Below are 24,444 nucleotides of genomic sequence, written 5' to 3'. Positions count from 1 at the left end.
ATAATTCATAATTTCGTTGAAGCCTTTATTAACCAAAACAACAAAACCATTTATTATCTATGTCCTCATTATTCTGGTCATCAGCATTCCCGTATATTATTTTGTGGTTGATACGATTTGGAAAAGTGAGCTGGATGAGCACAACCTCACGATAGCGGAAAAAACGGCGTATGAATTTAATAATTTAAAGCTTTCGGATAAAGAATTAGAAAAAAGCATCAATCTTTGGAATCAGATCCAGCCGGGGGCTGATATTGAAAAAATGCCCTTCAAGTGCGTAAAGAAAGATCACTTTTTCACGATTGAAAAGCAAAAATCTTTTACTTCAAAACCTGAAATAGAACGCTACCGATGTTTGAAAACAATAGTTTATATCAATAAAAAAGCTTTTCTTTTTACTATAGAAACCAATATTGAAGAATCTCAGGAAACCGTTGCTGCCATTGCTCTGATAACTGTTTTTTTCTTTGTTCTTATTGTTATCGGGCTATTATTTTTAAACAAAAAACTCTCTGCTTCGATCTGGAAACCATTCCGGAATACTTTAGACCGGCTTAAAACATTTAATCTCAATAATCAGACTAAAATTGAGTTTGAAAAGACGGATATAACAGAATTTGAAGAACTTAATCAATCTTTAAATAAATTAATAGAACATACGGTTTCTGTATTTAAAACTCAAAAAGAATTCACAGAAAATGCTTCACATGAGCTGCAGACTCCTTTGGCAATCCTGAAGAATAAGCTTGATATTTTACTGCAAAATGAAGATCTTACGCAAAAACAATATCAGATTGCAGAGGAAATGAATAAAGCCTTAACCAGAAGTTCAAGAATTAATAAAAACCTTTTGTTGTTGGCTAAAATTGATAATAACCAGTTTGATAACTCAGAAATTATTCAGTTTGACGGATTATTGGATCAAAGCATGGACATGTTGCAGGAGCATTTCGAGCAAAAAAACATTTCTGTTCATAAAAATATTTCTTCCGATGTTCAAGTAAACGGAAACGGCAGCTTAGCCGAAATTATGATTAATAATCTTATACTGAATGCAATTCGCCATACTTCAAATGAAGGAACAATTTCTGTGAAATTAACGGATTCTGTATTTGAAATCGCTAATTCCGGGACAGAAAAGCTGAACACTGACTTACTGTTTAAAAGGTTTTCAAAATTATCAACGGATAAAAACGGAAGCGGACTGGGATTGGCAATCATCAGTGAAATTTGTAAATTCCATCAATGGACAATCAATTACAAATTTGAAAATAATTCACATGTTTTTTCTGTAATGATGAATAATTAAATTTCTTCATAAACTTTTTGAATCTCTGTTTTCTCAACCTAAAATGAAAAACTTTGTGTTCTTTTTAAGTAGAACGCCTTTGTGTAGCTTAAAAAACTTTAGTAGTCAAAAAATCTTTATAGACTTTGCGTTTAAAAACGAATTATCAATTAAATTTTTATTTTGCTTCATATTTTCAATATTTAATACATAATAATTCTTTTATTCAAAATTAATTCAAAATTAAGAATCATTTTTGTGCTTAATAATACAGCACTGTGAAACAACTACCAATCCTTTTGGCATTACTATTTTTTATATTAACGAATGCACAAACTTCAAATTCAGGAGCAGTAACTGAAAAACAACAAGATCCCTTACCACAAAATAAAATAAAAACCATTCAGGAAGTTACCATCATCGGTAAAAAAGTGGTTGTTGAAAATAAAATTGATAAGATCATTTACAACGTTGCGAATGATCTTACATCTCAAAACGGGGCAGCAATCGATGTTTTAAGAAAAGTACCACAAGTCACCGTAGATGCGGACGGAAATGTGGAATTACAAGGAAATCCTAATGTCAGGTTTCTGATCAACGGAAAACCTTCAAGCATATTCGGAAACAGTCTTGCCGATGCGCTGGCTTCGATTCCTGCGAGTCAGATTAAAAGCATAGAGGCGGTAACAAGTCCCGGAGCAAAATACGATGCACAGGGAACGGGAGGAATTATTAATATCATTCTGAATGAAAGCAAAGTAAAAGGCATCAACGGACTCATTAATATGTCTGCCGGCACGCGCTTCGAAACGGGATCTTTGAATCTTAATTTCAGAAATAACAACTTCAGCCTGAATGCTTTTTTCAGTGGAAATGCACAATTGAAATCCAGAACACCTTCTTCACAGGACAGGATTTCACATGATCCTGCATTACAAACTCAAACACGGTTATTACAGGAAGGATACACAGACTTTCAAAGACACGGTTATCGCACAGGCTTAGGTTTTGATTGGTCAATTAACAAAAATAATACATTAAGCGGTTCAGTTTCTTACAATGATTTTGCCAATAAAAGCATCGGTTTTATTAACCAGGAACAATATATCACCGATTTTTCTAATTCTGGCGAACAGTCGATCATTGGATACAGAAATTCTGACAACCGTTCATCGGTGAATTCTATTGACGGAAATTTAAGCTACAGAAAAACTTTTGAAAAAATAGGGCAGGAGCTGACCGCAGATTATGTTGTAAGCTACGGTTTGCCTAAAAGTAATTACTTTCAGACTCAGAGTTTAACAGGAGCATTATTTCCCTATAATGGTATTTCGGGGAGCAATCCGGGAACAGATTATAGTCATAACTTATCAGTAGATTATGTACAGCCTGTCAATGAAAATGCTACGTTTGAAATGGGAGCGAAGGCTATTTTTCAGCATATTACCAATGCTACTGATGTCAATGTTTTAGATCCTTTATCGGGACAGTATGAAACTGATCCTTTGCAGTCTTACCGTTTACAATATGATATGAAAATTTATGCTGGATATCTTTCTTCTACATTAAAATTATTCAATTGGCTGGATATAAGAGCCGGTGCACGCTACGAGTACACAACGGTTAAAATAGATTTTCAGAATACCAATATTCCATCTTATAGTCTGCTTGTGCCTTCATTTATTTTGTCTCATAAATTTGAGAGTAGAGAAACAGTAAAACTTTCCTATACGAGAAGAGTTGAAAGACCTGAATATGCTGAATTGAACCCGTTTTTAAACTTCAGTGATCCTCATAACATCACAACCGGGAATCCAAAATTAAAGCCTGAAATAGCAGATAATATGGAATTTGGATACAGTAAGAATTTCAAAAATGGTGGTAATATTTCATTTACACTTACAGAAAGGATTAACAGTCAGGATTTAAAACAAATCACTACTTTTTATCCGATTTATCCTGTAAATGGCACAGATTATACGAATGTTTCAGTCACCACAAGAGAAAATATAGGAAAAGAATACAATTCCGGAGGGGTTTTGTCGGGTTCTGTGTCTTTTTTTAATAATAAATTGAATATCCGTGGAAATATGATGCTTTTCCACCGATATATTGTCAGTCATATTTATGTTGGAAATCTGGACATGGGCTTCCGTTATCGATTAAATTTAAATATGAATTATCAGTTTCCCAAAGATTTTGTTGTAGAAATGTTTGGGAATTATAACTCTGCAGCGAAAAATATTCAGGGTAAAAATCCTCAGTCCATCACTTACAGTATGGCAGCGAGAAAACAATTCTGGAATAAAAAGGCAAGTATAGGCTTAACAATGACAAATCCTTTTAATAAATACATCAGACAGATTACAACTGTTGATACAGATGATTACAGCTCGTATTCTATACGTGAATTACCGCTTCGTTCTTTTGGGATCAGCTTCAGCTACAAGTTCGGAAAAATGGATTTTAAAAAAGAAAAAGATATTAGTAATGATTATTTGAATGAAGCATCACAAGGAAATTAGATGCGAGTATTAACGATCAATTATCAGTTTGAAAATAATTCATCTGTTTTTTTATTTTATGATATAAAATTCAAAATTTCTTCAAAATCGGGTTGCACTTTTGTAGCATAAAATAACAAGTGTAATCCTTTAGAAAATGATTTTTGAACTCGTTTTACTGTTCTGCGGAACTGTTCTTGCGTTTTGGCTAAGTGCTATTTGTGGAGGTGGGGCAAGTCTTATTCTGATTCCGATTCTGAATTTGCTGTTATTTGCATCAGTGGTCCCATTTTCCTTGACTGTAGGCACTTTTACCAGTTCTGTATCGAGAATAGCCGTATTTAAGAAACATATCAACTGGAAAATTTTCTTTTGGTTTGTTCCTTTTTCTATTCCTGCAGTTTTAATTGGTGCTTATTTGATAAAATTTATTAATCCGAATTATTTGCAATTAATTGTTGCTCTGTTTCTTATAAGTAATCTTCCTCAACTATTTAAATCAAAGAAAAGAGAAGAAAAGCCAGAAAAGCTATATCCAAAATTTGCATTGGCAATGATTGGTTTTCTAGCAGGTTTTGTTTCAGGAATTACGGGAGCGATAGGGCTTTTATTCAATAGATTTTATTTGAAATTCGGACTTACAAAAGAAGAGATCGTAGCTACGCGTGCGGCAAATGAAATTTTTTTGCATTTCATTAAATTGATCATTTATATTTCTCTTGGTCTGTATTCTCATTTAGCATTATGGTTGGGTTTGGCAATTGCCGTTGCCACTATAGTTTCGTCTTATACTGTCAAATATATTCTTCCTTATTTAAGCGAAAATCTATTCAGAAAAATAGGGTACGGAGCGATGGTAATTTCCGGAATCGCTTTATTGGTGGGAACTTCCGACAAGCTTATTAAACAAGATAACATTAATTTTTCAACGATTCATGATGGTAAAGAGGTGAATTCTGTTATTTCCTGGAGAAACACCGATTTTGTTCTGGAATATGCTATTGATGATGGTTTGGAAATAGAAAGACCGATTCAGCAGGAAGAATTACCACACAATCTCAGAGAAAAATATAACGTCTTAAAAAAACAATATGACATTATTTATATTGAAAAAGTTTTCACTTTCGGAAAAAGACCGACACACGAATTTTATTGCTACAAAAATAATCATCTTACAAAATTTGAAATATAGCATTCAGTATAAGTTTTAAATATAATTGTTATGAATAATTTACTAGAGGCTGTAAGCAATTATGTGATATTATTTCTTTCGGAAAACCTTTCTGACCAGCTTTCTTTTCATACTATCGGTCATACCTATGATGTTGTGGGTGCGGTACAGGAGATTGGTTTAGAAAGTGACCTTTCTGATGATGAAATGCTTGTTGTACAGGTTTCTGCATGGTTTCACGATTGTGGATATGTAAACACATATATCGGCCACGAGGATGAAAGTAAAAAAACGGCAAAAAATTTTTTAGAAAACTTTGGATGTGAAAAAGATTTTATAGAAACTGTTTTAAACTGTATTAATTCCACAAAATATCCTCCAAAACCTTATTCTCTACTTGAAAAAGTGATGTGTGATGCAGATATGTATCATTTGACACGCCCGGATTATCCAAAGTACGGGAAAGCATTAAGACTGGAATTTGAAAAATACCTGGGCCTTACTTATACGGATAGGGAATGGCAGATAAAAAACTGCAATTTCTTTAAAGATCATAAATATTATACAGAGTATGGTCAAAATATTCTTACCAAGTTTAAAGAGGTGAATATTCAATTAATGAATTGCCATGAATAAATTTTAAAATCAATTAATTACTTGTTATTTGAAATGTTAAGATTCCTAAAAAAAATAGTATTCTGCCTTTTAATGGTAAGTGTAGCTTGCGGAAAGATAACTGCACAAAGTTATATCGATACAATCCGGACTCCGGAAATCCAACAAGACACAGCAGTTATACTGAAAACCGAAAAAAATCATTTGCATTATAAAAGCTTAATTATTCCTACGGTATTTATCGGATATGGCGTCGCCAGCTTAACGGTGAAAGACCTGAAACAAATTAATTTTTCTACCAGAGAAGAAATTAATGAGCACAAACCCGATCATATCAAATTGGATAGTTATGCTCAATTTGCACCTGCAGCTCTGGTTTACGGATTAAATGCAGCCGGAGTGAAAGGAAAACATAATTTTAAAGACAGAAGCATTATCTACGGAACTTCAATGTTGATCACATCAGTAATTACACTTCCTTTAAAGCATATTGTTCAAGAAGAAAGACCGGATCAGTCTAACAATTTATCGTTTCCTTCGGGTCATACGGCGATTGCTTTTGCCTCTGCGCAGTTTATGTTCAGAGAATACAAAGACACCAATTTCTGGCTGGGGATTTCCGGGTATTCTTTGGCTGTTTTTACCGGAGCCTACAGAATGTTAAACGATAAGCATTGGCTTGGAGATGTCGTGGCGGGAGCGGGTTTTGGTATTCTTTCCACAGAATTGGCGTATTGGTTATATCCTAAAATTAATAATATGTTTGAGGGTAAAAACAAAAATTCAGCGACAATGTTGATGCCTTTTTATCAGAATAAAAGTGTAGGAATCGGCCTTGTTAAAACTTTTTAATGCTACTATAAATTATATATTTCACACATAGTCTAGGGGAAAGATATTTTTAACGTTATTCATTTTAATTAATTTGTAATACCATCTTTATTGTTTTAAAGACAATTTTAAGCTTGCTTTGTTTGTTGCAGCTAGATAATATTAAATAAAATTTATAACTGTTGTAATTAACTGATCCATAGAAATAAGACAGGATGGGACAGGATGCTGCTTTTTTGGTTTGTAGGTAGATTAGTCAGACAGAAAAATCTTAGTATTTAAGCCATCAAACCAATCATTATGTTTCGGAAAATCTCTATATCTTTATTTTTAAGTTTGTTCTTTGGATTCACTACCGCACAGCAACTTGCTTTTCCCGGAGCAGAAGGATTTGGGCGTTTTGCAGCCGGCGGGCGTGGTGGCAATGTTTATCATGTGACCAATCTTAATGACACAGGCAAAGGCTCATTTAGAGATGCAGTCAGCCAGACGGGAAGAACGATTGTTTTTGATGTTGCCGGTGTGATCAGAATTAAAGAAAAGATTGCCGCAGCCCCCGGAATTACCATTGTAGGTCAGACAGCACCGGGTACCGGTATCACTGTTTATGGGAATGGCGTATCTTTTGGCGGGAACACTATTGTAAGATATATCAGATTCAGAGGAAGCATTAATATGCCTAAAGGAGCATGCACCGTAGTGGCAGATGATCTGAAGGATATTATTTTCGACCACGTTTCTATAGAATGGGGCAGATGGGATAATCTTCATATAAAAAACAGCTCCAATATTACACTGCAATATTGCCTTATAGGTGAAGGGATTGATCCTCAACGTTTTGGAGCCTTACTCGAAAATCCTATAGATCTCACTGTGCATCATAGTTTATGGACAGGAAATCAAAGCCGTAGCCCTAAAGCAAAAGCCAAAATCGAATACCTTAATAATGTAGTCTATAACTGGGGTAAAAGCGCTTTTATCGGAGGGCATTCTGCTACAGATCATTATCAGGACCTTGTAGGTAATTATTTTATTGCCGGGCCAAGCTCCACCGATGATTTTTTAAGCATGTTTACCCCTACAGATCATGTTTATCATAAGGATAATTATGTAGACCTTAATAAAGACGGCAAAGTAAACGGCAGATTGGTAACTGATGCAGATTTTATCAAACAAACGGCCACGCTCGTTAAAGAGCCGTCCGCCTTATCAAGAAGTAATGTCAGCATCAGCCCTGCGGATGATGCCTGGAAAATTGTCATGGCTAAAGCCGGTTCTTCCCTGAAACGTGATGCAGTGGATAAACGCATTATCGGTTATTTTAAAAGCCTTGGAAAGAAAGGTCAGATCTTTAAAACTGAAGCTGATGCCGGCGGACAGCCTGAGGTAAAGCAGGAAGCTTCAAAACTAAAAGATACAGATTCAGATGGCATTCCCGATAACTGGGAAAATAAAAATAAGCTGAATGCTAAAAATTCGGCAGACGCGGCAGCGATAACTCAAACAGGATATACAAATCTGGAAAACTATATAAACAGTCTTGTAAAATAGCGTATAAACAAGCTTAAATATTAAAGAAACATTTTTATACGGAACTTTAAAGAGAATTAAAAAACAGTTTGATCATTAATTAATATATTTGATTCTACATAGCTTTAATCTGAAAACAGGCAACATGGAGAAGTTATTTAGAGATCATATAGAAAAAATCGTAGCCATTACTGATGATGAGTTCAAATATATCATGTCACATTTTTCATTAATGAATTTCAAAAAGCGTGATTTTCTGATTCGTGAAGGTGAACCGGTTAAGTATGTATTTTGGGTAGTTTCCGGGCTTTTAAAGCTTGATTATCAGGATGCATCCGGTAGACAGCATGTTGTGGCTTTTGCTATGGAAGATTGGTGGGAAGGGGATTATCATGCATTTTTTAATCAAAGTTTTGCGACAATGTCTCTGCAGGCTCTTGAAAACACACAGGTTCTTTCTATGACTCTTCATGATTACAACGCTTTATGCAGGAATTTTCCCAAAATGACCTATTTTTTTCTTGAGAAGGCCAACAGAGGACATATCAGTTCCCAACAACGAATCCTGGAATTAATCAGCACCAACGCCAAAGAACGTTATGATAAGCTCTTACAACGATATCCGATACTTTTTCAACGCGTTCCGCATACGCTGATTGCCTCTTATCTCGGGGTAACACGGGAAACACTGAGCAGGCTTACGGCACAATAATAATCAGCTATAAAAATTGTGAGATTTGTCACGGAAAATGAGAAAGCCTTTTTTCGAAATTTGATGTATAAAATTAAGCATAAAGATTTGCTTGAATTTTAAATAATACATTAAATAACGCACTGATTGGTGCAAAAATAAAAGAAAAAATGGAAAAAAGAGAAATCAGTCCGTGGCAATGGCAGGACAGGCTCAGCTATGTACAGGCTGTTGAAGTAAAAAATGTACAGGGAACACTTTATGTATCAGGTCAGGCAGCAGTGCATGCTGACGGCACTTCCAGCAATGCCGATATGCGCACCCAGCTTGGGCTGGCAATAGAAAATCTCGAAAAGGTTATCAGTGAAGCAGGCTATGAACCTAAAAATATCGTTAGGCTGACGATTTATTCAACTTCTTCTGATGAATTTATTGAAAGCTGCTTTGATTTATTCCAGGATTTTGTAGCAAAGCACGGAATGAAACAAACGGTCACACTGATGCAGGTGGTTGCTCTTTTCGAAACGCTGAATATAGAGCTGGAAGCTACGGTAGTAAAATAATTTAATAAGATTAATGAAGGCCATGTAAATAATACGTGGCCTTTTTATTATTGATTGAATGTTTACTAATTTTTATGTTTAAGATGAAAATACCAACTATTTTGTATATTTAAAAAGATAAAAATTGGAATAAGCATGTCAAAAAATAAATTATTACGAATGGACAATATGGGCATCGTTGTAAAATCTCTCGATGAAGCCATTTTATTTTTCACGGAAATTGGCCTTAAGCTTGAAGGGCGCGCTACTATTGAAGGAGAATGGGCTGGCCGTGTTACAGGATTAGGCTCCCAGAATGTCGAAGTTGCGATGATGATTACCCCGGATGGGCACAGCAGGCTCGAGCTTTCGAGATTTATCAGTCCGTCTGTTATTTCTGACCATAGAAATGCTCCTGTAAATGCTTTGGGCTATCTTCGTGCTATGTTTACGGTTGAGGATATTGAAGAATTGGTCTTCAGGCTTCAGAATATTGGTGCTGAGTTGGTTGGAGAAATAGTTCAGTATGAAAATTCGTATAAGCTTTGCTATATTCGCAGTAAGGATGGCCTTTTAATAGGGTTGGCGGAAGAAATTGGCCACAAATCATCATAAATTTTCCAATACTCTAAATTCATTTTTATATTCCTTTTTTTGCATAACGAGGTGAGAAATGCAATATTTCTTTCTATAAAAAAGTTTTATGAATTTCAAAATGTACAATTTTGAATTAAAGTATTGAATATCTTTCTGAATTAAAAAACATCTTTTTCTCTGAAAACTTTAACAGCCCGAAATTTTTAAAAGTTTTGGTCAAATTTACTATAAAGAATTATTCGCTGCATTCTATCTGATATTTACTGTAAGAAAAAAACAAAAATTACTTTAACTTTGTCTAAATATTCGCTAATCACTGATATTTTAGTGAAAATAGTATATGCTTAAAAAACTAAACCAAAATGAAACCAAAGAGCCAGAGAACTAATTTAGCTGCAAAATAGACATGAAATATAAATTCTTACATTTTAAGTTGAGGAAAATTATCCATTATTCATTGATATTGTGTGTGTTATTGATACAAATCATTATTGCAGGTTTTTTTTATAATGAATTTATTAATCGGAAAAAACTGCAATTCATCGAAAGTCAGCTCCAGGAAAGCCGGGCTTTGGAAAAATTAACCAATAATTCAAGAAAAGATTTTATAGAAGCACAGAGTTATCTTCAAAAATATATGATAAGCCAGGATAACAAAGATTTGAAATTATATTTTCAGTCTCTTGGAAAGCTTAAATATAATTTTGATAAAATTAATGAAAACGAAAATATAGCCCCAAGACTTGAAAACAGCGTGGCTATGCATCAAAAAGATACGCTGAAAGTTACAAGGTTTAAAACTTTGATCGATTCCGTTTATCAGGTTTCTCTCAAGCCGCCCGTAACGATTGAAAACCAGAAGATTGAACCGGAAAAATATAAAAACAATTTTGAAGATTTAAATATCCAGACGCATACTTTTTCTGATACTATTAAAAAGAAAGGCCTCATGGGGCGCCTTAAAGATGCAATTGCCGGTAAAGTCGATGTACAAAAGGAAAGTACCGTTATCACGTTAACAAATAATAAAGTTGCGGACCTTTCTAAAGTAAAATCCGAGATGAATAACACCATAAAATCTATGGACAGGCATTATTCAACGGAAATAAAGAAAATTCAGCTGCATACGGCTCAGAATCAAAAGAATATGATGCTTTTTTACGGAAATTTCAATAAATTGCTGATTTATAGCAACGGTTTGATCAATGTCTATGAAAATGCTGTTAAAGGCTTTAAATCAGACCTGGAAAAAGAGCTCGAAAAGCAAAATTCAATCAATAATAAAATCAGGAATTATCTGGTGCTGGGATTAATGATCTTAATGTTTATGGTATCAATTCTGATCATGTATTTTACAAGAGTCGCATTTATTTATGAATGGAAACTGAATGCTGCCAATAAGGAAATTAAAAATAATCTTAATTTCAAAAACAGAATTCTGGGAATGCTAAGCCACGAACTAAGATCACCATTAAAAATCATTAATATTTTTATCGATAAAATCAACAGAACAACGCATGACGAGACCACAAAAGAGTACCTCAAATCGATAAAATTCACCAACAGCACTTTGCTGATACAATCTAATCAGATTTTAGAATACACCAAAAACCAACACGCCGATCAAAAGCTGGTAAAGACGGTTTTTAACCTTAAAGACGAGATCAGTTCTATCGTAACGGCCATCAAGCCTTATATTGAAACCAGAAATAATAAATTTATTGTATCCGACAGGATTCCTGAAAATACAGTTGTATATTCGGATAATATAAAAATCAACCAGTTATTGATGAATATTCTGGGAAATGCCAATAAATTTACTGAAAACGGCCAAATTGATCTCACAATGGAAACCGCGCGTATTGACGAAAACACCATTTCCCTGACAACAGTAATCAGCGATACAGGCGTCGGAATATCAGAATCTGATGTCGGAAAAATCTTTGAACCGTATTATCAGGGAATGATTTCTGATGAAATTGATAATCTCGGAGCCGGTTTAGGACTTAATTTATGTAAAGAAATCGTAGAGCTTTTTAATGGTGAAATATCCGTTTCGAGTAAGTTATATAAAGGAACAAAAATAATATTCAGGATCAATTTAAATATCAGCAACAATGGAAATGCCAATTGAAAATAAAGAGATTATATTCCTTCTAGCAGACGACCACAGCATTGTACGTCAGGGAATTGAGATCATTATCAATGATATTGCTCCAAATGCTAAAGTCTATCATACCTCGTCTCTACAGCGGATTCTTGAGCTGGTGGAAACAAAAGGGATAGAAATGGCCATTATTGATGCTCATTTTCCGGAAGGAAACAGCCTCCATATTTTGTCACAGATGAAAAGTGTGAATCCTGAGATTAAAATTTTAGTTTTTACGGGCCTTGAGGAAGATCTTCATGTGCTGAAATTTATCAAAGCCGGCGCTAACGGATATCTCAGTAAATTAAGTGAAGAGGAAGAAGTAAGAAAAGCTATTTCGATTTTTATAAATAAAGGCGAATATTTTTCTCCAGTTTCTCAAAAATTGTTGGTACAGTTCGCTTATAATCCGAATTTGATTAATCCTCTCAGCAGCCTTACCAAACGTGAGCTGGAAATCGCGGACATGTATGCCGACGGATACGGCAATCTTGAAATTGCAAACCAACTGAATATCAAGCAAAATACAGTGAGCACGATTAAAAAAAATATATTCGATAAACTGAATATAGAAAATCTTGTTGAGCTTATTGATCTTATTAAAACCCACCATAAAATTTAAGCTTTTACATCCTGTTTCTTTATTTGCCCACTTTTTGTGCAGTTTTATCGATAAATATCTAGACGTTTATCGATATATATCTATGGCTGTTATACGTAATTTTATTCGGCAATGTCGTTACTTTGTATCAGAAAATTAAGACAAACAAAAAGAGCAGAATTAACAAATAATGTTTTTCAGTTTTTAATTTTTTAACACAAATGAGAAAATATTTATGACTATAAAATAATAAACTATAGTTATATATAAAAGCGCAAGTGATGAAATTAAATATAGTGTAAAAGCGTAACTGCTAACCAACTTCTTAAAAGCTGATTTATTAAAAAAACACAATATAACATAAAGAAGTGAGCTTGGTTTTTAGGTTATTTAATTACAGAGAAAAGAAGGCTGCTATTGCCTGCTAAAATCAGAAGATTTTTCTTCTGATTTTTTTTTGTAAATATTTTGCAATTATATTGTTAAACCATGTATATTTTTCACCTGAGCCATTACAAATGTGCTGTGCGTGCTTCCGATTGATTTTACGGAACCTAATATATTGAATACAAAATTCTGATACTGTTTCATATCCCGGACATGTACTTTTAGAAGAAAATCAAAATCACCCGAAATACTGTAGCATTCTGCAACTTCTTCAATTTCAAGAATTTCCCTTTCGAATTCTATCGCCAAATAACTGTCATTACTTTTTAATTTTAACTGGCAGTAAACCGTAAACCCAAGATTAAGCTTTTCTGCATCAAGAATAGCAGCATATTTTTTGACATATCCTTCCTGCTCAAGCCGTTTTACTCTTTCAAAAACCGGTGAAGGAGAGAGATTAACTTCTTTACCAAGTTCTTTAACCGTAAGTTTTGCATCTTTTTGAAGCAATCTGAGGAGCTGTAAATCTTTACTGTCAAGCTGTTCCATAGAATATTATTCTTTTAAAGTGATATTTGTTCAAATATACAGAATTATATTCTTTGTAATTTTTATTTTAAAGATTATTTTGCTTAATTATAACAAAAATGCTGTTTGTTTATTCTTTATAATTATTTTTATGAAAGTTAAACATCAAGAAATAATTTTTTAAGAATTATATGAAATAAATAAAAAGTAAAAGGGAATATTTTTATTTTGAGATCATTCCCACTGTGGATTGATCTCTTTTTAAAAGCTTAGTTAGAAAAAATAATGATTTCCTTGATTTTTGTTGTTTAAAAATGTCTTAATTATAAGTAGAAAGTAAAACGATCTGCAAAAAATATTTTCATCAAGAAAATTTTACTTATTAAATAATCTTAGGGAAAGCAGCTGTACATTTTGTATGGCTGCTTTTTGTTGGCTGCTGATGTAGAAATTCTTTTGTTAAATCTATACAATCTCAGTACTTTCCTTAATGCTGTTCATTACAAAAATACTTTTCGTTTGTCCGATTCCTTCAATTTCAGATAATTTATTGACAAAAAAATCATGAAACTCATCCATATTAGCCGCCAGAATTTTCAGCATAAAATCAAAATCCCCACTGATATTGTAAAATTCAATCACTTCTTTCAGCCTGCTGACTTCCTCAATAAATTGCCCGGCGGTTTTTTTATTGTGAACATTCAGGGCGATCATGCAAATCACCGTCATGCCTTTATTTACCTTTTTTCGATCGACAACGGTGGTGTATTCTTTAATGATTCCCAATTTTTCCATGCGTTTAATCCGTTCATGGGTTGGGGTAGGGCTGAGATTAATTTTATTTGCAATATCACGGATACTCAATTTTGCGTCCTTCTGCAATATTCGCAGGATAGAAAGATCTTTTTCGTCAGGTGTATAATTTTCAGCTGCCATTTGTTCTGTTTTTATGATTTTTACTTTGCTTAAAAGAATATTTGTTCTTTTAAATTGATGTAGTTTTAAAATATGTTCCAAATTTAAAGTATAATTTTTATAAATGTTCTATTAAATTTAATTTTGCAGAAAATTTGAATAGAATGGAAGCAAGGAAAAATTTAATATTAATTTTAGCATCGGTAGGAACTTTTGTAGAGGCTTTGGATATTGCCATTATTAATTTAACGATTCCTTCTATTCAGAAACAATTTGGGATTGGTGCAGAAACGGTTCAATGGCTGCAAACGCTTTATGTATTATTTTTCGGAGGATTTTTGATCATCGGAGGAAAACTTTCAGACCAGATCGGGCGAAAAAAAATATTCCTTTTGGGCGGACTGATCTTCATGCTGACATCTTTAGGTGCAGGCTTATCAACGAATTTTGAAATGTTGGCTATTTTCCGTGCTTTGCAGGGATTGGGAGCGGCTTTTATCATGCCTTCCGCTATGTCGATCGTTACCAATACTTTTAGAGAAGATCAGGAAAGAAACCGCGCTATCGGAATTTTCAGTTCGTTTGCGGCGATTGGTTCTGGGAGCGGTTTGTCAATTGGCGGGATTATCAGTACGTATTTAAGCTGGCATTGGGTTTTCCTGATCAATGTTCCGATTCTTTTGATAACTCTAATTTTTGCCTATCAATATTTACCTTCAGATGAGAAGAGCGAAAAGTCTCAAAAAACAGATATTTTATCAGGTCTGATGCTGGTTTTGGGATTACTGAGCTTAACCTATGGAGCGCACGAATTACTTCATATTAAAGAACAGCCATTCTTAATTATAGGTTCGATTTTGTTATCAATTTTATTTCTGGGAATTGTTTTTTTTCGTTTAAAAAATGTTACGCAACCTTTAATTGATTTAAAATTATTCAAATACAGATCATTAATGGTTTCCAATATGGTATTTTTTACTTTGGGAGCGTTTTTTATAGGATTTTTATTCTTAATTTCTTTGATCTTGCAGAAAGATATGAATTACAGTGCAGCTTCGGCGGGCTTATTATTGGTTCCGTTCAGTGTTTTATCGGCATTGGTTTCAAAATTTATTTTACCCCATATTTCTAAAAGGTTAAATTCTGCACAAATGAGCATTTTAGGCTGGTTATCAATGTTTACGGGCGCTTTATCTTTATTGATTTCGGTTTTTACCGGTCATCCGTTGACGATCGTTTTGTTCGGGGCAGCCTGTATTTCGGGAATTGGAATGACGTTTTGTTTTACAGGATTATCGATCTTAGGAATTAAAGATATTCAGCCTGCGCATTACGGTGTTGCTTCAAGTTTGAGCACCACAAGTTATTTTTTGGGGGCTGGAATCGGCTTGTCTTTTATGACATTAATGAGTCAGATTTTTCCGTCAAAAAATGCAGTCGGAAGTTTAAGTTTAGAAATTTTAATTGGTTACGCTGTTTGTGCTCTTGGAATTTTAATCTATTTAATTTTGAAAGAAATAAAAGTAAAAAAAGCTGAAATGGCGGTTTCTTAAAGTATATTATTTTTTTTTAGAATATGATGTAACATATTTCCGGAAATGATTGTCTAATAGATAAGACTTGATTTCCATGAAAATACACCTAGCACCAATCGCTATATTAATAAGCTCTTTTGCTTTTGCACAGGCACAAGACAAAGATACCCTGAAACAGAAAGAAATAGAAGCTGTCAGCATCATTGTAAAAAAACCGACGGTAGAATCGAAAGTTGACCGAACGGTTTTTAACGTCGCCAACAGCTCAATTGTCGCCGGAAATACAACCTGGGACGTCCTTAGAATGACGCCTTTGGTGAGTATTGATAACAATGATGCCATCAAAGCGGAAGGTGAATCGGTGACGGTGTACATCAACGACCGGAAATCTGTTTTCACAGGGAAGGAATTAAAAGAATATCTAGCGACCATTCCGGCTGATAATCTGTTGAAAATTGAAGTAATTACAAGTCCTTCTTCTCGTTATGAAACGGCAGGATCTGTTATCAATATCGTTCTTAAAAAGAGAGATGATGAAGGTTTAAAGGGCAGCGCAACATTCAACAACAGACAAAACAGGAAAAACTCCCAATACACCAACCTGAATCTTAATTATCATAAGAAAAAATTTACCCAGACATTGATCGGAAGCTACAGCGACAACACCTATGTTCAGCAGAATTCGATCTTCAACACGTTATATGAAAACAATAAAATTACCCAGATAGAGAGCGAAAGCATCTATAAAAACAGAAGCCCGTCTCTTTCCTCAACATCTGAATTTGAACTGAATGATAAAAATAACATAGGCTTTATTCTGGAATATTATCAGAGCAAAACAACTTCCTCTTCTGATGCAAGCGGAATTAATTTTATGAATGATGCTTTTACAGATTCTTATATTCAGAATCAAAATTCAAACGGGCTAAACCGAACATTAGGAACCAATCTTTTTTATAAATATTACGATAAAGAGAAAAATAAAATTTTAGATATTAATATCGGAACCAATTATAATTCCCAGGAAGATAACAGCTTTTTTGTAAAAAATATCAGCACAGAATCTATACCGAATGAATTGGGAATTACTTCTGATAATCAGATGCGGAATTATTATCTGAAAGTGGATTACACCCAACCTTTGGGAAAATCGGGAGCGACACTGGAAGTAGGCGGGAAAATGGATTTTAACAATAACATTATCCCAAATAATCTCTATGGAAATCATCTTGACAGCGATCTCAGAACGAATGATATTTTCCGATATGAGGATAATATTAATTCGATTTACGTAAATTATAGTAAAACTTTCTTTAAAAAACTGGAAACCAGAATCGGACTTCGTTACGAGCATATTGATTTTAAAGTCCGTGAAGATGTTGCCGGAACCAGCAGAAAAGACTCTTACGGAACTTTTTTGCCTAATTTATTGTTAAAATATTCTTTTTCTGATAAATATGATCTGAGCCTGACGTATAACCGTAACATTTGGCGCCCGTGGTACGCAGAATTTAATCCGTTTCTTGTTCCTAATAACGACGGCATTTATACCCGTGGAAATATGGATTTAGAACCGAATCCCAGCGACAGGGTTGTCATGAAATTAGGCCTTTTTAAGAAATATTTCCTTTCTGCAAGGTATATGTTCACCGACCAGGATTATTGGACGACCTATGATTATCAAAACAATAAAACCATTTCCTATCCCGGCAATTTCCCCGGAAAAGTAGAAAAATACTATGTTTTTGCCAGTACTAATCAGACTTTTCTTAAAAATAAGCTGAGCGTAAATCTAGGCTTTGGATGGTATTATATCGACAACAGTGATTTTAATGCAAAGAACGGACTTAATAAAGAGGACGGTTCAGGGCCTAAAAACTATATCAGCTATTGGGGCGGATCTACCAATATTTCCTACACCAATCTTTTTAATAAAAACATTAATGTAAGTGCCTGGGTTGAGCTTTCTAATCAGAATAACGGAAATTCTCTGGCCAACAGAACAAACGTTTTCCATAATATTTCTGTGACCAAAATTTTCCCGAAAACACAGATGGAAGCCAGTTTACAGCTCATGAATATTTTCCAGAGACCTAATTTTGATGCAACAACTTTTAGCCCGGAGGGAACTTTCAGAAATGCTTCGAAATCTGACTGGTACGGCATTTCGCTCACCTTCGTAAAACGTTTCGGAAACCAAAAAGTAAAAGGAAATACCAAAACCGATGTTGAAAAAGGCGGCGGCGGCGGAGAAAAATAATTATTTTAATTTAAAATAGATGAATTTAAAAAGCGACTGAATATTTCAGCCGCTTTTTTGTTTTGGCTCAATGTGTATCCATGATAGTATGATTTGATACTATCATATTTATACTTTAAAGCAAAGCTGTTAAAAATTAAATAGTAAAAAATTAGCAATTCATAAAGTAAAATAAAACCTGCAACGTCTATGGCTATGAAGATTTTATTCAAAAATTAATTATGAAAAATCCTAATTTACATGATGGTATTATACTCATTCCTGATTTCAGCGGATTTACAGAATTTGTGTTCAATACAAAACTTTTTACAGGTGAATATATTGTAAGACAGCTGCTTTCTATTTTGATTGATGAAAACAATCAGTACTTTAAAATCTCAGAAATCGAAGGCGACGCCATTCTATTTTACCGCTACGACCCAAAACCGTCGTATGAAAAAATTTCGAAAATGCTTCGAAATATGAAGAATGCATTCAACAGAAAAGTGCAGGAGCTTACAGAAGCATTAAGTATTCCGATAGATTTATCATTAAAATTTATCGTTCATTACGGAAAATTTTCACAGTACAATATTGGCAGTTTCAGAAAACTGTACGGAAAAACGATTGTGGAAGCTCACCAAATGCTGAAAAACGGTTTTGCAGAGCAGCCTTCTTATATTTTGTACAGCAATTCTTTTTTGGAAAGCAGCAGAAACAGCACTATAAATGCCGGTTGCGACCACCAGAATCTCTCTGAGGTCGGTGTTATCCAATATTTTGAGAACTAAAACCCTGAAACAGGTTGTTTGTAATCTCATACAACTTACAAAGGGTCCAAACAGGGTTGTGGGAGATTAATGTAATTTGTATTTCATTTAAAACAGGGTTGTTTGTAATCTCATACAACTTACAAAGGGTCCAAACAGGGTTGTGGGAGACTAATGTAATTTGTATTTCATTTAAAACAGGTGTGTTTGTAATCTCATACAACTTACAAAGGGTCCAAACAGGGTTGTGGGAGACTAATGTAATTTGTATTTCATTTAAAACAGGGTTGTTTGTAACCTCATACAACTTACAAAGGTTCCAAACAGGGTTGTGCGAGATTAATGTAATTTGTATTTTATTTAAAACAAGTGTGTTTGTAATTCTCGGCTTTTTGTAATTAATTCTTAAAATTTTACATAAAAAAATGCCCGAATTAAATTCAGGCATCCGTTTTAGAAATATAATATAAGTAAAATTACTTCAAAGTAAATTTGACTTTCGTCTTAATCGCATCCGAAGAATTACCGATCAGCGCTTCAAAATCACCAGGTTCTGCAACCCAATCGTGTTTATCAGCATCAAAATAACTCAAAGCTGTTTTATCAATCGTAAAGGTCACTTCTTTTTCCTCTCCGGGATTTAAAAATATTTTTTCAAAACCTTTCAATTCCTTTGCAGGACGCGGAAGAGAAGATTTTACATCAGAAATATATAATTGGGCAACTTCAGCTCCGGCTCTTTTTCCTGTATTTTTAACAGAAACCGTGAATGTGATGGTATCATCTTGAGAAATCGTCGTTTTATCGGCTTTTGCTTTTCCGAATTCAAAAGTGGTATAACTTAAACCATGCCCAAAACTGAACAATGGCTTAATTTTTTTCGTGTCATGCCAACGGTAGCCTACAAAAATTCCTTCGTTATAGGTAATATTGATCGGATTTTTTTGGTCTTTTCCTTTTCCGGCAGCAAATTCGTCTTTTTGTCCGGGATATTCGCCCAATTGATGAGCCGCATTATCTTCAAGCTTAACAGGGAAAGTAAAAGGCAGTTTCCCGGAAGGATTTGCATCACCAGCCAGCACAGAAGCGATAGAATTTCCGGCTTCAGAACCCAAATACCAAGCCTGAACAATCGTCGGAACTTCCTTGATCCAAGGCATGGCAACCGCATTTCCTGAAATCAAAACTACGGCAAGGTTTTTATTAGCTTTTGAGAGTGCCGCAATCAGATTATCCTGATTATAAGGCAATCCGTAGCTTTTTCTGTCATTTCCTTCACTGTCCTGAAAGTCGGCTTTATTCAATCCGCCAATGAAAATGACATAGTCCGATTTTTTGGCTAATTCTACAGCTTCATTTAATAATTCAGCTGCAGAACGATCGTCTTTTAAGTTCTGTCCGGATTTTACACCATTGTACTCCCCGCCAATATCTCCAACATAACCTCTCGCATACTGTACATCCGACTGTTTCCCGAATCTTGCTTTGATTCCGTCTAAAGGAAGGGTTTCGTATTTCACTTTTAATGAAGAAGAACCACCGCCGACCGTCATGATTTTAATAGCATTTTCACCGATAACAGCAATTTTTTTAGCTTTATTGATATCAACCGGAAGTACATTTCCCTGGTTTTTCAATAAAACAATTCCTTCTTCACCGATTTCTTTTGCAACAGCTTTATGCTCTTCAGAAGCGATGTTTCCGAAGGGTTTGTTTCGGTTCATTGTTGTTTTATAAGCGAGATTCAAAAGTCTTGAAACCTTGTCATCAAGCTCTTTTGTCCCTACTTTTCCGGATTTAATTAAATCTAAATAAGGTTTTGCTAAATAATAATTGTCGTATGCATTTTTTGTTCCCGCTGAAAGTCCGTTTGTCCAGCTTCCGAATTCAAGGTCTAATCCGTTGTGAATGGCCTGTTCGGTATTATTAACAGCACCCCAGTCGGAAACGACAACGCCTTTGTATTTCCATTCACCTTTTAAAATTTTATTTAAAAGATACTCATTCTGGCTTGCATACTGGTTTTTGTACATATCATAAGCGCCCATGATCGTCCATGAATCTCCTTCTGTCACTGCCGCTTTGAAAGCCGGAAGATAAATTTCATAAAGTGCTCTGTCATCCACATTTACATTGCTTGTATGACGGAACATTTCCTGATTATTCAAGGCAAAATGCTTCACAGAAGTTGCTACACCGTTTGATTGCACTCCTTTAATGTAAGGAACGACCATTTTTGAGGTTAAATAAGGATCTTCGCCCATATACTCAAAGTTTCTTCCGTTCAAAGGAGTTCTGTAAATATTCACTCCGGGTCCCAGGAGAATGTCTTTTTTTCTGTAACGGGCTTCCTCTCCAAGTGCTTTACCATAATTCCATGACATTTTTTTGTTCCATGTTGCGGAAAGGGCTGTTAATGCAGGATAAGCGATGATGGAATCGTTGGTCCATCCGGCCTGGTTCCATTCGTCCCACATCACTTCAGGACGTACCCCGTGAGGGCCGTCTGTGGTCCAGAATTCAGGAATTCCCAATCTTGGAACTCCCGGTGAGCTAAATTTTGACTGCGCATGAAGCATTGCCACTTTTTCTTCCAAAGTCATTCTGGAAAGCGCATCCTGAACGCGTTGTTCAACGGGTTTGGATTCATCTAAATAAATGGGTAGAGTAGTATTTTGAGCCATATAAGAAACAGAAATAAAAGTGAATAAACTTACAATGGCAGTTTTCTTTAACATAAAAGCCTTTTTATTGATTGGTAACAAAAATAGCAAAAATATTTATTATCTCAGATTGAGAAAATGAAGATTTTCAATAAATGGTTATTAATAACCAGTTGGTTACTTCAAGATGTAATTTTTCTAATCCTGAATTTTTGTTTTGCATTAAGACAAAAGAAAAAGCATTTATTAAATGGGTTAATATTCATCATTTTAAATCAAAATAATTTAGAATCAAATAAAAAAATAACACCTACTTACGAAATTATCATAGATCATTATTCAATTTTGATAAAGACTCTACCTTAGCTAAAGATTTTAAAAACAAAAAGATAAAAGATTCAAAAATTTAAGCTAACAACTAAAAACTAAAAACATTGAATTTTAAACACTAAACATTAAACAATCAGAAATTATGGAAAGAACAGAAGTAGTTTTAGGAAATATTAAAGGTGAAATTCAGCTTTTCTCAGACGATAAAAAAGCAGGGAAAATGGATATTTCGTTGGTCGGAAAAAAATTAACCGTTTATCACACAGAGGTTAATCCGGAATATGAAGGAAAAGGTTTTGCGAAAATTCTTTTGGAAAAATTAGTTTCTTATGCAAGGGAAAATGATCTGAAGATTTTGGCGTTATGTCCGTATGTTCATGCACAATTCACGCGTCATCCTGATGAATACAGTGATGTTTGGTTAAAAGAAAATTAATTTTAAACTGACAAAATGAAAAATCTGAAATTTTTGGTCATCGGAAAAAATCAGGAAATCCTGGAAACCTTAAAGAGAATTATTGAAAATAATGAAGGCTGGAACGCAGAAATTCAAAGTGATGAAGATTTCTGTTATCAATATATTAAGGAAAACCAAGTAGATATTGTTCTTTTAAGCTCGGGTTTGGATGAACAATTTGAAAAAGAGATCAAGGTTTTTTGTGAAAATTTGGACAAGGAAGTTAAAGTCATCGATCATTACGGAGGTGGAAGCGGGCTGTTAAAAAATGAAGTGTACAGTCTTTTTCCTAATTTAAATAACTAACAGATATGGACAGAAAAGATTTTTTAAAGAAAGGTTTACTAGGAACAGGAATGTTTGTCGCATCAGCTTCATTAGGCAACACCATGAAAAACGAAATTGATGAAATCGAACCATTAGAACCGATCGGCTATAATCATTTACCAAATCCTGAGTCGAAAATCAAAGATAATTCAGTCATTCATAAAGCAGATTCAAGAGGAAAAGCAGATCATGGCTGGCTGGTAAGCAATCATACTTTTAGTTTTGCCAATTATCATAATCCTGAAAGAATGCATTTCGGAGTTTTAAGGGTTTTAAATGATGATAAAGTAGATGCAGGAAGAGGTTTCGGAACACATCCTCACGATAATATGGAAATTATCAGCATTCCGTTGGAAGGCGATTTGGAGCATAAAGACAGCATGGGAAATACAGCTGTGATTAAAAGTGGAGACATTCAGGTGATGAGTGCAGGAACAGGAATTATGCACAGTGAATATAATAAAAACAGTGATCAGCCAGTGAAATTCCTTCAAATCTGGGTATATCCCAATAAAAGAAATGTCACACCGAGATATGACCAGATTACCTTGGATAAAGAAAAAAGCAAAAATAAATTTCAGCAGATATTATCTCCAAATACTGATGATGAAGGCGTTTGGATTCATCAGGATGCCTGGTTTCACTTAGGAAATTTTGAAAATAATAAGGAAATCAATTATCAGATCAGGAAGAAGGGAAACGGCGTTTATGCTTTTATCATTAAAGGCAGCGCAGAAATCGAAGATCAGGAATTAGAGCAAAGAGACGGTTTTGGAGTTTGGGATATTTCAGATTTGAATATTAAAGCAACAGCAGAAAATACCGAAATTTTATTAATGGAAGTTCCGATGACAATGTAATAATTAATATTGAAAATTAAAATCTATGAAAAATTTTATTTTATCCTTTATAGCGGGCTTATTATCATTAACGCTGGCTGCTCAGGATACAACATCAGTCGGAACATCAAAGAATTGGGGCTCCGTAGACGGGATTTCAATGATCGGCTTGGTTCAGGGGCCATCTTCTGCGGATGCTCAGCTTCAGGTGGCCTGTCTTTTCGAGTATACAGAAAATGACATCCACAGCGCGCAGGCTTTACCTGCAAATTTAAATGGCTTGGTACATTTAGATGATGCTTTGAAAGGTGAATTAACCAAAATCAGGGAATCGGGACAGTTTCAGGCACATGCTTTGGAAACGATTTTAATAACACCTCCTGCAGGCTCTTTGTCCTCAAAAAAGTTGTTATTAATAGGTTTAGGCGATCGCAATAAATTCACTCCCGAACTGATGACTTCCGTTGCTGAAGTTGCCGCTCGTGAAGCCATGAGATTAGGTGTTACCAACTTCGCATTTGCAAGCGATCTGAAAGATGCCGGAATTGATTCCCCGACCGCTCTGGTAGCCGGAAATGTAGTAAAAGGTATTGTGTTGGCCAACCGTTTCGAAACGTATTTAAAAGAACATAAACTTTCTGATACGAAGAAATTAGAAAAAGTATATCTGCTGGCCGGGCCGTCTTTTTTTGAAATTGCCGGCGGCGGAATTCAGGATGCAATTAAAGAAATTAAAAAGAATTAATGAATCTTGTTTCATAATTATTGTTAGTGAGCTCTCTTTTTAGGGAGCTTTTTTAATTTAAAACAGATAAGTATTGATAGTTTAATGCTGATTTTCCGTAACATTCAAGCTATCAGCTTTCAACCAAGAACTCTCAACTAAATTAGCAAAATCCAAAAAAAATCCCGATTTTTGCAACCCTTCCTATAAT

The 24,444-nt window shown here is 34.5% G+C and carries 21 protein-coding genes; 18 read left to right on the top strand and 3 right to left on the bottom strand.

Annotation, left to right across the window (positions count from 1 at the left end):
- Nucleotides 1-16 precede the first annotated feature (16 nt).
- From BLT04_RS10135 to BLT04_RS10085, 11 genes are all read left to right on the top strand, one after another.
- Entirely contained in the window at nucleotides 17-1,309 is a 1,293-nt protein-coding gene (locus tag BLT04_RS10135; RefSeq protein WP_089755695.1) for a sensor histidine kinase, read from the top strand.
- Between the two features lie 257 nt (nucleotides 1,310-1,566).
- Complete coding sequence (locus BLT04_RS10130) at nucleotides 1,567-3,813, top strand: outer membrane beta-barrel family protein (RefSeq protein ID WP_089755694.1); 2,247 nt, start codon at nucleotides 1,567-1,569, stop codon at nucleotides 3,811-3,813.
- A gap of 136 nt (nucleotides 3,814-3,949) precedes the next feature.
- On the top strand, nucleotides 3,950-4,984 hold the full coding sequence (locus BLT04_RS10125) for a sulfite exporter TauE/SafE family protein (RefSeq protein WP_089755693.1): 1,035 nt from the start codon (nucleotides 3,950-3,952) through the stop codon (nucleotides 4,982-4,984).
- A gap of 30 nt (nucleotides 4,985-5,014) precedes the next feature.
- Nucleotides 5,015-5,599 carry an HD domain-containing protein gene (locus BLT04_RS10120; RefSeq protein WP_089755692.1) on the top strand — a complete coding sequence of 195 codons (585 nt, stop codon included), beginning with the start codon at nucleotides 5,015-5,017 and terminating at the stop codon, nucleotides 5,597-5,599.
- A gap of 33 nt (nucleotides 5,600-5,632) precedes the next feature.
- Nucleotides 5,633-6,430 (top strand): phosphatase PAP2 family protein, encoded by a 798-nt coding sequence (locus BLT04_RS10115; protein WP_089755691.1) that lies wholly within the window; start codon nucleotides 5,633-5,635, stop codon nucleotides 6,428-6,430.
- 279 nt (nucleotides 6,431-6,709) lie between these two features.
- The gene (locus BLT04_RS10110; protein WP_089755690.1) at nucleotides 6,710-7,960 is read left to right on the top strand and encodes a hypothetical protein; all 1,251 of its coding nucleotides are present in this window, start codon (nucleotides 6,710-6,712) and stop codon (nucleotides 7,958-7,960) included.
- Between the two features lie 124 nt (nucleotides 7,961-8,084).
- Entirely contained in the window at nucleotides 8,085-8,651 is a 567-nt protein-coding gene (locus BLT04_RS10105; RefSeq protein ID WP_089755689.1) for a Crp/Fnr family transcriptional regulator, read from the top strand.
- A 149-nt stretch (nucleotides 8,652-8,800) separates the two neighbouring features.
- Entirely contained in the window at nucleotides 8,801-9,193 is a 393-nt protein-coding gene (locus tag BLT04_RS10100) for a RidA family protein (protein ID WP_089755688.1), read from the top strand.
- Nucleotides 9,194-9,328: 135 nt separating this feature from the next.
- Nucleotides 9,329-9,787, top strand: a complete 459-nt coding sequence (locus tag BLT04_RS10095) for a VOC family protein (protein ID WP_089755687.1) — start codon at nucleotides 9,329-9,331, stop codon at nucleotides 9,785-9,787.
- A gap of 451 nt (nucleotides 9,788-10,238) precedes the next feature.
- Complete coding sequence (locus BLT04_RS10090) at nucleotides 10,239-11,903, top strand: sensor histidine kinase (protein WP_228421954.1); 1,665 nt, start codon at nucleotides 10,239-10,241, stop codon at nucleotides 11,901-11,903.
- Complete coding sequence (locus tag BLT04_RS10085) at nucleotides 11,887-12,540, top strand: LuxR C-terminal-related transcriptional regulator (protein WP_089755685.1); 654 nt, start codon at nucleotides 11,887-11,889, stop codon at nucleotides 12,538-12,540. The genes BLT04_RS10090 and BLT04_RS10085 overlap by 17 nt, the downstream gene beginning before the upstream one ends.
- A 453-nt stretch (nucleotides 12,541-12,993) precedes the next feature.
- On the opposite strand, the gene BLT04_RS10080 is transcribed toward BLT04_RS10085, so the two are convergent.
- Both BLT04_RS10080 and BLT04_RS10075 read right to left on the bottom strand, forming a co-directional pair.
- Nucleotides 12,994-13,455, bottom strand: coding sequence for an Lrp/AsnC family transcriptional regulator (locus BLT04_RS10080; RefSeq protein WP_089755684.1), 462 nt, complete (start codon nucleotides 13,453-13,455; stop codon nucleotides 12,994-12,996).
- Nucleotides 13,456-13,899: 444 nt separating this feature from the next.
- Nucleotides 13,900-14,370 carry an Lrp/AsnC family transcriptional regulator gene (locus BLT04_RS10075; RefSeq protein WP_089756409.1) on the bottom strand — a complete coding sequence of 157 codons (471 nt, stop codon included), beginning with the start codon at nucleotides 14,368-14,370 and terminating at the stop codon, nucleotides 13,900-13,902.
- A gap of 143 nt (nucleotides 14,371-14,513) precedes the next feature.
- Here BLT04_RS10075 and BLT04_RS10070 point away from each other — a divergent pair, with 143 nt between their 5' ends.
- From BLT04_RS10070 to BLT04_RS10060, 3 genes are all read left to right on the top strand, one after another.
- Entirely contained in the window at nucleotides 14,514-15,902 is a 1,389-nt protein-coding gene (locus BLT04_RS10070; protein ID WP_089755683.1) for an MFS transporter, read from the top strand.
- 76 nt (nucleotides 15,903-15,978) lie between these two features.
- Complete coding sequence (locus BLT04_RS10065; RefSeq protein ID WP_089755682.1) at nucleotides 15,979-18,144, top strand: outer membrane beta-barrel protein; 2,166 nt, start codon at nucleotides 15,979-15,981, stop codon at nucleotides 18,142-18,144.
- Between the two features lie 221 nt (nucleotides 18,145-18,365).
- Nucleotides 18,366-18,914, top strand: a complete 549-nt coding sequence (locus BLT04_RS10060; protein WP_089755681.1) for a DUF2652 domain-containing protein — start codon at nucleotides 18,366-18,368, stop codon at nucleotides 18,912-18,914.
- A 455-nt stretch (nucleotides 18,915-19,369) separates the two neighbouring features.
- On the opposite strand, the gene BLT04_RS10050 is transcribed toward BLT04_RS10060, so the two are convergent.
- On the bottom strand, nucleotides 19,370-21,631 hold the full coding sequence (locus BLT04_RS10050; protein WP_089755679.1) for a glycoside hydrolase family 3 C-terminal domain-containing protein: 2,262 nt from the start codon (nucleotides 21,629-21,631) through the stop codon (nucleotides 19,370-19,372).
- 397 nt (nucleotides 21,632-22,028) lie between these two features.
- Between BLT04_RS10050 and BLT04_RS10040 the strand changes: the two genes are divergently transcribed.
- Genes BLT04_RS10040 through BLT04_RS10025 form a run of 4 tightly spaced genes read left to right on the top strand, consistent with a single transcriptional unit; the run spans nucleotide 22,029 to nucleotide 24,254 of the window.
- Nucleotides 22,029-22,322, top strand: coding sequence for a GNAT family N-acetyltransferase (locus tag BLT04_RS10040; protein ID WP_089755677.1), 294 nt, complete (start codon nucleotides 22,029-22,031; stop codon nucleotides 22,320-22,322).
- A 15-nt stretch (nucleotides 22,323-22,337) separates the two neighbouring features.
- Entirely contained in the window at nucleotides 22,338-22,649 is a 312-nt protein-coding gene (locus BLT04_RS10035) for a hypothetical protein (RefSeq protein ID WP_089755676.1), read from the top strand.
- 5 nt (nucleotides 22,650-22,654) lie between these two features.
- Entirely contained in the window at nucleotides 22,655-23,530 is an 876-nt protein-coding gene (locus BLT04_RS10030) for a pirin family protein (protein WP_089755675.1), read from the top strand.
- Between the two features lie 25 nt (nucleotides 23,531-23,555).
- Nucleotides 23,556-24,254, top strand: a complete 699-nt coding sequence (locus tag BLT04_RS10025) for a M17 family peptidase N-terminal domain-containing protein (protein ID WP_089755674.1) — start codon at nucleotides 23,556-23,558, stop codon at nucleotides 24,252-24,254.
- Nucleotides 24,255-24,444: the final 190 nt, after the last annotated feature.

The sequence above is a fragment of the Chryseobacterium soldanellicola genome (assembly GCF_900100115.1).
GTDB lineage: Bacteria > Bacteroidota > Bacteroidia > Flavobacteriales > Weeksellaceae > Chryseobacterium > Chryseobacterium soldanellicola.
The sequence above is the reverse complement of the archived record's forward strand: the minus strand, read 5'-3'. Positions and strand labels throughout refer to the sequence as shown.